This is a genomic window from Microlunatus sp. M237 (assembly GCF_056896895.1).
The window spans coordinates 252,918-265,428 of the sequence record NZ_JBXHBL010000004.1 but is presented as its reverse complement, the minus strand read 5'-3'; the positions used below and the strand labels follow the sequence as shown (position 1 = coordinate 265,428).

Here is a 12,511-nt window from a genome sequence, read left to right as displayed (position 1 = left end):
CGTCAGGACAGCGCCACCTCAACGGGCGGCAGACCATACGGCGACAGCTGCGTGACCCGGTCCCCCGGGTGCAGCCGGTCGTCGCCGCGATAGCGAGCCGCCAGCTCCGTCTCGGCCGTCTCGTCACCGGCGTCCGCCCGGACCAGGAGCGCGGCCAGCTGATCGGTCAGCTCGGCGTCCGGCTCCAGCGTCGCGCCCCACTCGTCCCACAGCAGCAGCTCGTCGCCATAGCGGTGCGCCACCTCGAAGATGACGTAGCCCGCGATGAAGTCCGGCCCGCAGAGCTCCGTGCCCCGCCCCACCCCGTACGTCCATGGATCCACCTCGCCGGCCCGATACCGACGCCACACCTCCGCCGCGGTCTCGAACGGCGTTCCCGGACCGGTCGGCATATCGCGGACATCGAAGTCCCGGCTGCCCCTGGCCAGCTCGGGGTCGGTCCGGACCCAGCGGCTGCCCTCGACGTAATCGACCACCACATGGTCGTGGGAGAAGCCATCCTCGAAATAGTTCGCGAAGCCGATCCGGTTGCGGGCCGGCACCCCACGCTCACGCAGCGCGCCGACCAGGAACAGCGAGTGGTCGCGGCAGCAGCCGGCGACCCGCTCGGGCAGCGGCCGCGGGCTGTCCAACGGCAGGCCGAACCGCTGCTGGTCGAGCTCGAGGATCCGGCGCAGCCAGCGGCTGTCGATCTCCCCACGTCGCTCCACGGCCAGGTCGGGTACGTCGCCGCGGTAGTGCGCGATCACGTTCCGGCTGGCGGCGCACAGCGACTCCACGTCATCGGGGAGCGCGCGCAGCAGTTCCGCGTACTGTCCCGGGTCGGAATAGGCGGAATGGCGCGCGGACGAAGCGATTGCGGTCATGCTCGGCATTCTGCAACAAGACCCCGACATCCACCGATCCTGCGGCCTAGCCTGGGGAGGTGACGTCCTCCCCGCACACCACCGGGCGCTGCCCGGTCCGCAAGCTCACGCCGGCAGGCGAGACACCGACCGACCCGTCCGCACCGGGCGTGGAACGTCAAGGCGACGGCTGGGTGGTCCGCGCCTTCGAGCCGGCTCGGACCGTGATGCGTGCCTCGGAGTCGGTGCGTCAGGCCGGCTTCGGCGCGGACACCATGGACCGGGCCGGATCCGGCATGCGACCGCCGATCCTCTACCTCGAAGGTGACGCGCACCGGACCCAGCGCCGGGCCGCGGCCCGGCTTTTCGCCCCCAAGGTGACCGAGCAGTACCGGCCGATGATGGAGTCGCTCAGCGACGAGCTGGTCGGCCGGCTGCGGGCCGACAAGGCAACCGACCTCACCGCCTTGTCGTTGCAGATGGCCGTCGAGGTCGCGGCCCAGGTCGTCGGGCTGCTCAACTCATCCCGGGCGGGGATGGCTCGGCGGCTGGACACGTTCTTCGAGGGCGACCCGACCGAGAGGAAGCGCGACCCGGCGGCGGTGATCGCCATGCTGAGGCGCAACTCCGCTCTGCTCCGCTTCTTCTACCTGGACGTGAAGCCGGCCATCCGGGCGCGACGGCGACACCGGGGCGGCGCTGCGAACCGCGACGACGTGATCAGCCAGCTGATCGACGCCGGCTTTCGCGACCTGGACATCCTCACCGAGTGCGTCACCTACGGCGCGGCCGGGATGGTCACCACGCGCGAGTTCATCACCGCCGCGGCGTGGCATCTGTTGGACGACCCGCAGCTGCTGGACCGCTACCGTCGAGCGGAGATGGACGAACGGCTGGACATCCTGCACGAGGTCCTTCGGCTGGAGCCCGTCGTCGGCCACCTCTATCGGCGGACCACCGCCGCCTTCGAGCTGACCGCCGGCGGCGACACCCACCACCTGCCGGTGGGCACGTTGATCGACCTCGACGTCCGGGCCATCAACGCCGAGGCGGCCACGGTGGGGGCCGAGCCGCTCGGCCTGTGCCCCGGCCGGGCCCTTCCACGGACGGTGCCACCCACCCTGATGGCCTTCGGCGACGGGCATCACCGCTGTCCGGGCGCGCCGATCGCGATCATGGAGACCGAGGTGCTGCTGACCACCCTGCTGCGCCACGACGTGGTCGCCGACGCTCCGCCGAACGTACGGTGGAACCCCGTCACCCAGGGCTATGACCTGGACAGCTTCTTCCTCCGCCTCCGCAGCTGAGGCTGGGCCGGGAGCCTTCAGTCCCGCAGCGAGGCCATCCGTCCGAGGAGATCCTCGAGGGCGTCCTCGAAGTCGTCGCGATAGTCACCTCTGGCGAGCTCATCGGCGAGCCGTCGGATCTCCGGATAGTTGTCGAGATCGCTCTCCTGCGGCTGGGAGTCCTGCTCCAGCGCAACGCCCATGTCGGCGCCGAGCGAGGCCGACTCCAACAGCAGCTCGCCGAGCAGGAAGGTCGAGAAGCCGCGATAGACGGTGGCCCGCTGGGCGTCGCCGAAGCCGTAGCGGCCGAGCGCGTTGAGAAAGGCTTCGACCCAGTCCAGGCTGCGCAACGGTGGCCGCAGCCATGGCGCGGACGGCGGCCGGGTGGCGACCAACGGGAAGATCTGCGGATGGGCCAAAGCCACGTTGCGCACCCCATGGGCCAGCCGTTGCAGATACTCCTGCCACGACGGCGCGTTGGCCTCGGCGTCGGCGTCGACGTACTCGTCCAGCACCGTCTCCACCACGCCGTCCAACAGCTGTTCGCGGCTGGGGACGTAACGGTAGAGCGCCATCGCCTCGACCCCGAGGTGGGTGCCGAGTCTTCGCATGGTCAGCTGCTGCAGACCGTTGCGATCGATGAACCGCACAGCTTCGGTCAGGATCAGCTTGCGGTCGAGTGACCCGCGGGAGGAACCGGTGTCGGCGTCCCGCCGGGTTAGGGTGTCGGACGAGTGCTCCGCACTGTCGCGACTCATGTCCCACTTCCGATCGGTTGAGGGTTTCGCTCTCGGTGGGACACTTTACAAGACGACGTCGCGGCAGCGCCGATTCCCCCGGCGGGCCCGATATCGGAACCTGTGCCCTGGCCTCTGCAGCGACGTTTCTCCCCGATGGACGCTTCGGAGTCCGCTGGTTCGCCGTCGTGACCCGTAGGCTATGCGGATTCAGTTCGCGACGAGAGGCTCGGCATGGCAGGCACGACAGTAATCACCTTCGGTACCTTCGACGTCCTGCACGTCGGTCACGTCCGCGTCCTCAACCGTTCGGCCGAGTTCGGTGACCGCCTCGTCGTCGGCGTGTCCTCCGACGCGCTCAACTTCTCCAAGAAGCAGCGGCAGCCGGTGTTCACCCAAGACGAACGACTCGAGATCGTGGCCAACCTGAAGGTGGTCGACGAGGTCTTCCTCGAGGAGAGCCTGGAGCTGAAGCGTGAGTACGTCCTGCAGCATCAGGCCGACGTCTTGGTGATGGGTGACGACTGGGAGGGGAAGTTCGACTTCCTCAACGACATCTGCAAGGTGATCTACCTGCCTCGGACGCCGTCGATCTCCACCACGGGGATCATCGAGCACATCTCCACCTCAGCGAGCTGACCCATAGTGGCGCGGACCGTCGCCGCACCCACCTGGGTGGAGCACGTCATCTGGTGGCAGGTCTATCCGTTGGGCTTCGTGGGTGCAGAGAAGACGCCTCCGGCGTCCGGCGACGTCCAGCACCGGCTGCCCGGCACCGCATGGCTGGACTACCTCCTCACCCTGGGCGCGAACGGTCTCGCGCTGGGCCCGGTCTTCGCTTCACAGACGCACGGCTACGACACCACCGACTATCTGCGGATCGACCCGCGACTGGGTGACGACACCGACTTCGACCGGCTGGTCGCAGCCTGCCGCGAGCGCGGCATCCGGGTGCTGCTCGACGGGGTGTTCAACCACGTCGGACGCGCGCACCCCCGGTTCGCCGCCGCGGTGGCGGACGGACCGGAGTCGGCGGCGGGCCAATGGTTCCGCTTCGACGGCGACCAGCCCCGAGTCTTCGAGGGCCACGAGCAGCTGGTCGCCCTCAACCACGACCACCCGGCGGTGGAGGACCTCGTCGTCGAGGTGATGTGCCACTGGTTGGAGCGCGGCGTCGACGGCTGGCGCCTCGACGCCGCCTACGCGGTCCCCGCCGGCTTCTGGGCGAAGGTACTGCCCCGGGTCCGCAAGCGCTTCGGCGACGCCTGGTTCGTGGGCGAGATGATCCACGGGGACTACGCCGGCTACGTCGCCGAGTCGGGTCTGGACTCGGTCACCGAATATGAGCTGTGGAAGGCGACCTGGAGCAGCATCACCGAGCGCAACTTCTTCGAGCTGGACTGGACCCTGCGCCGGCACAACGAGCTGTTGGCCCACTTCCTGCCACTGACCTTCGTCGGCAACCACGACGTCACCCGGCTGGCGAGCATCATCGCCGACAACCGGCACCTACCGCATGCAGTGGCGCTGCTGATGTTCCTCGGCGGTGTTCCCAGCATCTACTACGGCGACGAACAGGGCTTTCTCGGGATCAAGGAGGAGCGGTTCGGCGGCGACGACGCCATCCGCCCGACCTTCCCGTCGTCTCCCGACGAGCTGACCGGCTGGGACCACTTCGCCCTGCACCAGCAGTGGATCGGGCTGCGCCGTCGCCACCCGTGGCTGACGCACGCGACGAGCGAGGTGGTGCAGGTCAGCAACACCGCGCTCGCGGTCACCGCCCGGGCGCCCGGGAACGCCGAGGTGTTGACCTTGCTGCTGAACCTCGACGACCAGGAGACGACGTTCGAGGCGGACCTGGGGACCGTTCGCGTGCTCGAGCAGTCGCCGGGCAGCCGGGGCGATGCACAGGTGGTGGCCCCCCACGGCTGGGCCGTGGTCGCGCGCGTAGATTGAGCCCCGTCTCCCTCCCCACGCGTTAGGTCCCGCCTGCCCATGTCCATGCTGTTGGACCTCACTCCGCTGCGCGAAAGCCAGGCCTTCCGTCGGCTGTGGTGGGGGCTCGGGATCTCCAACCTGGGGACGCAGCTGACGGTGGTGGCGGTCGGGCTGCAGGTCTACGACATCACCGGCTCGACGTTGTCCGTCGGCATCCTCGGCATCTGCGCGCTCGTTCCCCTGGTCGCGCTCGGGCTCTACGGCGGGGCGCTGGTCGACGCGTACGACCGGCGCCGGGTCGCGCTGTTCTCCTCGATCGCGCTGTGGCTGATCGCGATCGCGCTGGCCACCCAGGCGTGGTTGCACGTCGACTCGGTCTCGCTGCTCTACGCGCTGGTCGCGCTCCAGTCGGCCGGATTCGCCATCAACAACCCGGCGCGATCAGCCATCGTGCCGCGGCTGATCGACCCCGAGCTGCTGCCGGCCGCCAACGTGCTGCAGACCATCGCCTGGAACATCGCCTTGACCGTCGGCCCGCTGCTGGGCGCCTTCCTGGTCGCCACCTGGGACTTCGCCGAGGCGTACACCATCGATGTGGTGCTGTTCACGGCCACGCTGTGGGCACTGTGGCGACTGCCGGACCTGCCACCGGTCACCTCCAACGGCGAGCCCGCTTCGACGGCCCGCGGCGGGCTGGCCTCGGTGCTGGAAGGGCTGAAGTATCTGGCCACTCGGCCGAATGTCCGGATGACCTTCGTGGTCGACCTGATCGCCATGATCCTGGCGATGCCGCGGGTGCTGTTCCCCGCCGTCGGCGTGGTCTTCCTGGGCGGCGGCGCTGCCACCACCGGCACCCTGAGCGCAGCGTTCGCGATCGGTGCGGTGCTGGCCGGGCTGTTCTCCGGCGGGCTGGTGAAGATCCGCTGGCAGGGCCGGGTGATCGGCGCGGCCATCGTCGCCTTCGGGTTGTCGGTGGCCGGCTTCGGTGCCGTCCTGGTGCTGGTCGGACCGGACTCGCCCGACCAGGTGCTCGTCGGCGCGCTCATCGCCGCCATGATCTTCCTGGCACTGGCCGGTGCGTCCGACGCGGTCAGCTCCGTCTTCCGACAGACGATCTTGCAGTCCGCCACCCCCGACGACATGCGTGGACGGCTGCAGGGCGTGTTCATCGTGGTCGTCGCGGGCGGACCGCGACTCGGTGATCTGGTGCTCGGCAGTGAGGCCACTCTGTTCGGCGAGGGCTGGGCCGCGGTGATCGGCGGCCTGTGCTGCGCCGTCTTGGTGGTCGTGGTGATCGTCGCCCAACGCCGCTTCCTCGCGTACGACGCACGCCACCCGCAGCCCTAAGTCTCGAGTGCGCGCTTGCCGCCCACCCCGCTCACGAGGATGGGCGCGAATAGCGCACTCGGCGCTCGAACAGCTCCGACCACTCCGCGCTGAATCGGGGTGGCGGTCCTTCGTAGCCGGCGACGGCCAGCTGGGCGAAGACCCGGTGAGCCACCTCGCGCGGCTGTCGGAGGCGATCCGCGGTGACGCGGACCACTGCATAGCCTTCGTCGCCGAAGGCCTCCAGCCGCTCGATGTCGCGGTTCCACTGGCGGCGGTCGGTGAGGTGCTGGGCGCCGTCGTACTCGACGATCACGCGGTAGCCGTCGAACAGCAGGTCAACGCGGCCGATCGGCCCGTACGTCCCGCCGAGGGTCGGGTTGCACCGGGGCACCGGTAACCCCGCACAGACCAACAGGAGCCGCAGGCGCGTCTCCCGCGGTGACTCCACGCCGTACTGGACCAGTGCAGCCGCACGGCGGGCACGCCTCGCGCCACGCCCGATCTGATGCTCGGCGTGCGCGACCAGCGACGCGGGTGTGACCCTGCCGAGGTGCACCAGCCAGTCGCCGGCGGCCACCGCGTCGACGAGGTCGAGCTCGGCACAGGCTGACACGAAGGCGTACGGAGCCGCGACGACAGCACCGTTGTTCAGCGGCAGCTGCGCAACACGTACGTAGCGGATGCCTGGGCGTCTCACCTGATGCGGGCTCGTCCCCACCAGTCGTACGGGCTCGACAGCACCGATGTCTGCTCCGAGCAGCTGTAGCGCGGTGGCTCCGGTGGCCACCGCCCCGGCGGGGACCGCGCGGATGGCAGCCGCCACCCGGATCGGGAGGGTCACCTCACACGCAGCCGCGAGATAGATGCCTCGGTGCAGCTGGCGGAAGCGGCTGCCGCGCAGCATCTTCGGGCTGAGTCCCCAGCGTGCGGCGTCGGTCGCCGTGAACGGACGCCCCAGGGCGACGGCAGGTATCGGGCTAGGACCAGGCATGCCAGCACCCTCTCCCCGCCCACCCCATCCCGCCCTCCCCCGACACCACGACTGTGGATAGAGGCTGAGTGCGCGCTTCCCGCCCACACCCGTCAGTACGGTGGGCGCGAGTCGCGCACTCGGGTCACTTCCGCAGGTCCCCCAGCACCCGGGCGAGCTGGGCGACGCCGGAGTCGAGCTGGGACTCGGTGATCACCAGGGCCGGGGCGAACCGCAGCGTCGAGTGGTGAGTGTCCTTGGCCAGGACGCCGTAGTCAGCGAGTCGGTGGCAGACCTCGCGGCCGGTGGCCAATGCCGGGTCGATGTCGATGCCCGCCCACAGGCCGCGGCTGCGTACGGTATCCACGCCGTGACCGACGAGGTCGTCCAGACCGGCGCGGAGCCGCTCCCCCAGCCGGGCCGCCCTGGCCTGGTACTCACCGGTGGCGAGCAGCTGGACCACCGCGTGGCCGACCGCACTGGCCAGCGGGTTGCCGCCGAAGGTGCTGCCGTGCTGGCCCGGCCGCAGCACGCCGAGGACGTCTGCGTTGCCGACCACCGCGGACACCGGGACGATGCCGCCGCCGAGGGCCTTGCCGAGCAGATAGAGATCGGGCACAACGCCCTCGTGCTCGCAGGCGAACGTGCGCCCCGTACGCCCAAGGCCGGACTGGATCTCGTCGGCCACGAACAGCACGTTCTCCCGGCTGGTCACCGCCCGCACCCCGGCCAGGTAGCCGGCCGGCGGGATGAGCACCCCGGCCTCGCCCTGGATCGGCTCCAGCAGCACCGCCACCGTCTCCGCGGTGATAGCTGCCTCGAGCGCGGCCAGGTCACCGTACGGCACGGTCACGAAACCGGGCGTGTACGGGCCGTAGCCGTCGCGGGCATCGGGATCGTCGGAGAAGCTGATGATCGTGGTGGTGCGACCGTGGAAGTTGCCGGCGGCGACGATGATCTGCGCCTGCCCGTCCGGCACGCCCTTCACCTGATAGCCCCATTTGCGTGCCACCTTGATGGCCGACTCCACCGCCTCGGCGCCGGTGTTCATCGGCAGCACCATCTCCTTGCCCACCAGAGCCGCCAGCGCCGCGGCGAACGGGCCGAGCTGGTCGGAATGGAACGCCCGGCTGATCAGCGTGACGCGCTGCAGCTGAGCCGCGGCGGCCGCGACCAGCGCCGGGTGCCCGTGGCCGAAGTTGGTGGCCGAGTAGCCGGCCAGGAAGTCCAGATAGGTACGCCCCGCCACGTCGGTGACCGTGGCGCCGGTCGCGCTGGCCACCACCACCTCGAGCGGGTCGTAGTTGTGCGCCACGTGCTCATCGGTCTGGGCCAGCAGCTGCTCGGTGCGGGTCAGGTCGGACTCGACAGTGGACATGATCAGCCTCTTTCAGGGGGTGGGCAGGGGCGAGGGCGGATCTCCTGGGTGCAGCACTTCACACTGCCGCCGGCCTTGAGCAGCTCGCTCAGGTCGACCGGGACCACCCGGAAGCCGGCTCGACCCAGCTGGGCGACCAGACCGTCGGCGCCGGCGGGGACGAACACGGTGCGACCGTCGCTGACACAGTTGAGGCCGAGCACCAGCGCGTCCGCCTCGGTGGCGAGAATGGCGTCGGGATAGCGGCGGCGGAGCGTACGCCGGCTCTCGTCGCTGAACGCGCCGGGGAAGTAGGCGATCTCGCCGGTCACGTCATCGAGCACGGCCAGCGCCACATCCAGGTGATAGAACCGCGGGTCGACCAGCTCCAGGCTGACGACTTGGCGACCGGTCAGTACCGCCAGCTCGGTGTGGGCGGCTCGGGTGGTGCGAAAGCCGTAGCCGGCCAGCACCCGCTCGGCCAGCACCACGAAGTCGCCCTCGCCTTCGTTGGTCTGCGCGCGCGAAGCAACCGCGCGACCGCCGTACGTGTCGGCGTGCTGCGCGTGCCAGGCGGTGTGGTGGCGCGCCTCGGCGCGACGTTGCGGGGTGGCGAAGCTCGCCGGGTACACGTCACCGCCGACCACTGTGGCGCCGTTGGCGGCGAACACCATGTCGACCAACCCGGGGACCGGCTGCAGCAGGTCGACCCGGTGCCCAGCATCTCGATACGCCGCGACCAGGCTGTCCCACTGTCGATGCGCCCGCGCGCGGTCCACCGGGACTGACGTGTCCATCCACGGGTTGATCGCGTACGTGACGTCGAAGTAGTGCGGTGGACACATCAGGAAATGCCGCGGTCGGGCGACCCGCTCGACCGCAGCCACCGGTCGCGCGGTCAGCATGGTCACCTCTTCAGGGTACGGTGGCCTGAAGCAACGACCATGGCACTTAACGCCCGTACTGAGGTGATTATCTTGCGTCTAGACGACATCGACCGCAATATCATTGCTCACCTGGTGGAGGACGGCCGAATGAGCTTCGCCGCCCTCGGCCAATTGATCGGGCTCTCCACGCCGGCTACCAAACGCCGGGTCGACCGGCTGGTGGCCGCCGGGGTGATTCGGAGCTTCTCGGCCGAGATCGACCCAGGAGCGCTGGGCTGGACCATCGAGGCCTTCGTGGAGCTCTACTGCGAGGGTCGGGTGCCGCCGGAGAAGATGGCCGAGATGGTGCGGGCGATCCCCGAGGTCGTCGACGGCTACACCGTCACCGGTGACGCGGACGGGATCCTGGTCGTCCGGGCGTCGGACCCGTCCCACTTCGAACAGGCCCTGGGCACCATCCGCAACCACCCCGGCGTTAGCCGGACCCGCAGCTCGATCGTCTTATCGCACCTGTGAGACCGGACTCAGCCGACCAGCAGCGATCCGAGCAGCGAGACGACCAGCAGCGGCAGCAGGGTGAGCACCACGGCGAGCACCACGGTGTTGTAGTCGGCGTGCAGCCGGGCCGCGACCAAGGTGGCGCGGCGGCGATCCCCCGAGCGGCGCCACTCGCGACGGTAGACCGCCATGAAGACGCCGCCCACCACGCACAGCAGCCCCAGCGTGCCGACCGCGACGATCAGGTTGGCGAGGTGGGCCACGCCGAACAGTAGGCACGAGGTGACTCGCTGACGCAGTGTCCATGCCTCGCTTCCGGTCCGAAACCACAGCTCCTCGGCCAGGGCGGCGGCGAACAGCCGCTGCCGTGCCCGGGCCCAGCGGAGCCGGAACAGCGCGACCACCACCACGGCCAGCACCACCGCCACGACCACTGACCGGACAACGTCGGCGCGGCCCTGGCCCGCAGCGTCACTCCCGGTGACCAGGTTGATCGGGGTCCACTGGGTGGCCGGCAGATACCAGGCCAGTGTCCCGACACAGGTGAGCACCGCCGCAACCAGCACGACAGCCAGCCAGCGGTACGTCGGCAGCCCGGCCAGCTCGTCGGGGTGGTAGCGGATCGGAGCCTGTCCCTCGGGCAGCGGTGGCAACAAGGCGTTGATCGGCTTGTGCAACCAGCGGTTCGGCCGCCGATAGAGGGTACGACCGACTGCCGGCTCGAGACGACCAGAGGCAGGCACCCGACCATTGTGCCCGGGCGGCGCCGGTCGCTGCCAACGGTGCCGACCGGTCCGGCACCATGGGGTGCATGGATCTGGACTCGGTGGCCGCGGAGCTCTACGCCGCCGCCCCGGAGGACTTCCTCACGCTGCGGACCGAACGGGTGAAGCAGGCGCGGGAGGCCAAGGACCGCGATCTGGCCAAGCAGATCGGAGCGCTGCGCAAACCCACCCGATCGGCCTGGCTGGTGAACGTGCTCGCCCGGGAGGCGGCCGAGGAGCTTCAGGCGCTGCTCGACCTCGGCGACGCGCTCCGTGAGGCGCAGGAGCAGCTGTCCGGGCCGGACCTGCGGCGGCTCTCCGGTGAGCGGCACCGGGTGGTCGACGCCCTGGTCCGCCGGGCGGCTGCGCTCGGGGTGGACCACGGCCACCGGCCCAGCGAGAGCACCCGGACGGAGGTGGCCCAGACGCTGCAGGCCGCGCTGGCTGACCCAGCTGTCGCGACCGAGGTGCGCGCCGGCCGGGTCGTGCAGTCGACCAGCTATGGCGGGTTCGGCACCGTGATGCCCGGTCCGCCGACGCTGTCGGTGGTGCCCCCGATGGCCGACGAGCCCGCCGCCGATCCTTCGGCAGAGCCGAAGAAGGCCACGGACGCGCGCGCCGCAGAGCTGGCCGCTCGTCGGGCCGAGCTGGTGGCTGAGGCGGAGCAGGCCGCCCGGCTGCTGGACGAGGCAAGAACGGCGCACTCGACTGCAGCCGAGGAGCTGGACAAGGCCGACTCCGGGTTGGCCGACATCCGCACCGAGCTGGAGGAGCTCCGCCGCCGGCTGGACAGGTTGACGGCCGACGAGCAGCAGGCGGTGGTCAAGGTCGCGGACCGCGCTCGGCGACTGCGGGACGCGGAGCGAGGCGAGGAAGCAGCGGCTGCGGCCGCCGAGCAGGCCGGTGCCGCCCTGGAGCAGCTCAGCGGCGGGTGATGTGGGTGGTGAGCTGGGCCTCGATAGAGCGATCGCCCCGCGAGTCCGGTCACACTCTGCGCCGCTAGCGCGTCAGTGAAGTGACCGAACAAGGTGAGAGGGTGCAATCCGTGGACCAGACAGATCTGTTCGAAGCCGAGCGCCCACGCCTGCTGGCCCTGGCGGAACGGATCCTCAGCGACCATGCCGAAGCCCAGGACATCGTGCAGCAGGCGTGGCTGCGGCTGGATGGCACCGATGCCGTGATCGAGAGCTTGCCGGCGTGGCTGACGACGGTGACCACCCGACTCTGCCTCGACCGCCTGCGGTCGCGAACCCCCGTCCCGGTCGATGAGGTCAGATCGTCGGAGTCCGTCGGCGACCCCGCTGATGACGTCGCGCTTGCTGACACCGTCGGTCAGGCCCTGCAGGTCGTGCTCGACCGACTCGCCCCACACGAGCGCATCGCCTTCGTGCTGCACGACAGCTTCGGCTTCGAGTTCGCGACCATCGCGGCGATCCTCGACACCACGCCGGTGGCCGCCCGCAAGCTGGCCTCCCGTGCGCGGGCCAAGGTCGCCCAGCCGCGTCGGGAGGACCGGCTGGCCGACTGGGAAGTCGTCGATGCCTTCATGGCGGCCGCCAAGAAGGGCGAGTTCGACCGCCTGCTCCAACTTCTCGCACCCGACGCGAAGGTGACCGCCGACGACGCGGCGATCCAGGTCGGCACGCCGCGGAGGCTCGAGGGCCGTGACCAGGTGGCGACGTTCTTCAGCGGAAGTGCCCACGCCGCCCTGCCGGTGTTCGTCGGTGACCGGCCGGCGAGTGCGTGGTTCCACCTCGGCGAGGCCAAGGTGCTCTTCGACTTCACGGTCACCGACGGCCTGGTGCGGGCCATCACCTTCCGCGCCGCGCCGGACGTGCTCGGGCAGGTCATGCGCCGTGACGGCGACCAGCCGCGTGGCTGATCCGGTCACACCCGTCGG

At 70.1% G+C, this 12,511-nt stretch carries 13 protein-coding genes; 7 read left to right on the top strand and 6 right to left on the bottom strand.

Annotation, left to right across the window (positions count from 1 at the left end; genetic code table 11):
• Window positions 1-2: 2 nt before the first annotated feature.
• Window positions 3-866 carry a transglutaminase-like domain-containing protein gene (locus AC1XX3_RS17080; RefSeq protein ID WP_483322374.1) on the bottom strand — a complete coding sequence of 288 codons (864 nt, stop codon included), beginning with the start codon at window positions 864-866 and terminating at the stop codon, window positions 3-5.
• Window positions 867-925: 59 nt separating this feature from the next.
• Between AC1XX3_RS17080 and AC1XX3_RS17075 the strand changes: the two genes are divergently transcribed.
• On the top strand, window positions 926-2,152 hold the full coding sequence (locus AC1XX3_RS17075) for a cytochrome P450 (protein WP_483322373.1): 1,227 nt from the start codon (window positions 926-928) through the stop codon (window positions 2,150-2,152).
• 17 nt (window positions 2,153-2,169) lie between these two features.
• Here AC1XX3_RS17075 and AC1XX3_RS17070 read toward each other — a convergent pair whose 3' ends face one another.
• Window positions 2,170-2,889: a TetR/AcrR family transcriptional regulator gene (locus AC1XX3_RS17070; protein WP_483322372.1), complete on the bottom strand. Its 720-nt coding sequence runs from the start codon at window positions 2,887-2,889 to the stop codon at window positions 2,170-2,172.
• Window positions 2,890-3,102: 213 nt separating this feature from the next.
• Here AC1XX3_RS17070 and AC1XX3_RS17065 point away from each other — a divergent pair, with 213 nt between their 5' ends.
• From AC1XX3_RS17065 to AC1XX3_RS17055, 3 genes are read left to right on the top strand one after another with little or no spacing between them, the layout of a single operon-like run.
• The gene (locus AC1XX3_RS17065) at window positions 3,103-3,507 is read left to right on the top strand and encodes an FAD synthase family protein (RefSeq protein WP_483322371.1); all 405 of its coding nucleotides are present in this window, start codon (window positions 3,103-3,105) and stop codon (window positions 3,505-3,507) included.
• Between the two features lie 6 nt (window positions 3,508-3,513).
• Complete coding sequence (locus AC1XX3_RS17060; protein WP_483322370.1) at window positions 3,514-4,824, top strand: alpha-amylase family glycosyl hydrolase; 1,311 nt, start codon at window positions 3,514-3,516, stop codon at window positions 4,822-4,824.
• 39 nt (window positions 4,825-4,863) lie between these two features.
• Window positions 4,864-6,153 carry an MFS transporter gene (locus AC1XX3_RS17055; protein WP_483322369.1) on the top strand — a complete coding sequence of 430 codons (1,290 nt, stop codon included), beginning with the start codon at window positions 4,864-4,866 and terminating at the stop codon, window positions 6,151-6,153.
• A gap of 31 nt (window positions 6,154-6,184) precedes the next feature.
• Here the strand turns inward: AC1XX3_RS17055 and AC1XX3_RS17050 are convergent, their stop codons facing one another.
• From AC1XX3_RS17050 to ddaH, 3 genes are all read right to left on the bottom strand, one after another.
• Window positions 6,185-7,126 (bottom strand): endonuclease domain-containing protein, encoded by a 942-nt coding sequence (locus AC1XX3_RS17050; RefSeq protein WP_483322368.1) that lies wholly within the window; start codon window positions 7,124-7,126, stop codon window positions 6,185-6,187.
• Window positions 7,127-7,250: 124 nt separating this feature from the next.
• Complete coding sequence (gene rocD / locus AC1XX3_RS17045) at window positions 7,251-8,483, bottom strand: ornithine--oxo-acid transaminase (RefSeq protein ID WP_483322367.1); 1,233 nt, start codon at window positions 8,481-8,483, stop codon at window positions 7,251-7,253.
• Window positions 8,484-8,485: 2 nt separating this feature from the next.
• Window positions 8,486-9,367 carry a dimethylargininase gene (gene ddaH, locus AC1XX3_RS17040; protein WP_483322506.1) on the bottom strand — a complete coding sequence of 294 codons (882 nt, stop codon included), beginning with the start codon at window positions 9,365-9,367 and terminating at the stop codon, window positions 8,486-8,488.
• Between the two features lie 39 nt (window positions 9,368-9,406).
• Here ddaH and AC1XX3_RS17035 point away from each other — a divergent pair, with 39 nt between their 5' ends.
• Window positions 9,407-9,865 (top strand): Lrp/AsnC family transcriptional regulator, encoded by a 459-nt coding sequence (locus AC1XX3_RS17035; RefSeq protein ID WP_483322366.1) that lies wholly within the window; start codon window positions 9,407-9,409, stop codon window positions 9,863-9,865.
• An 8-nt stretch (window positions 9,866-9,873) separates the two neighbouring features.
• Here AC1XX3_RS17035 and AC1XX3_RS17030 read toward each other — a convergent pair whose 3' ends face one another.
• A complete protein-coding gene (locus tag AC1XX3_RS17030) occupies window positions 9,874-10,590 on the bottom strand; it encodes a hypothetical protein (RefSeq protein WP_483322365.1) in 717 nt (238 codons plus the stop codon).
• A 68-nt stretch (window positions 10,591-10,658) separates the two neighbouring features.
• Here AC1XX3_RS17030 and AC1XX3_RS17025 point away from each other — a divergent pair, with 68 nt between their 5' ends.
• Window positions 10,659-11,546: a hypothetical protein gene (locus AC1XX3_RS17025; protein ID WP_483322364.1), complete on the top strand. Its 888-nt coding sequence runs from the start codon at window positions 10,659-10,661 to the stop codon at window positions 11,544-11,546.
• 110 nt (window positions 11,547-11,656) lie between these two features.
• Entirely contained in the window at window positions 11,657-12,493 is an 837-nt protein-coding gene (locus tag AC1XX3_RS17020; RefSeq protein ID WP_483322363.1) for a sigma-70 family RNA polymerase sigma factor, read from the top strand.
• Window positions 12,494-12,511 lie beyond the last annotated feature (18 nt).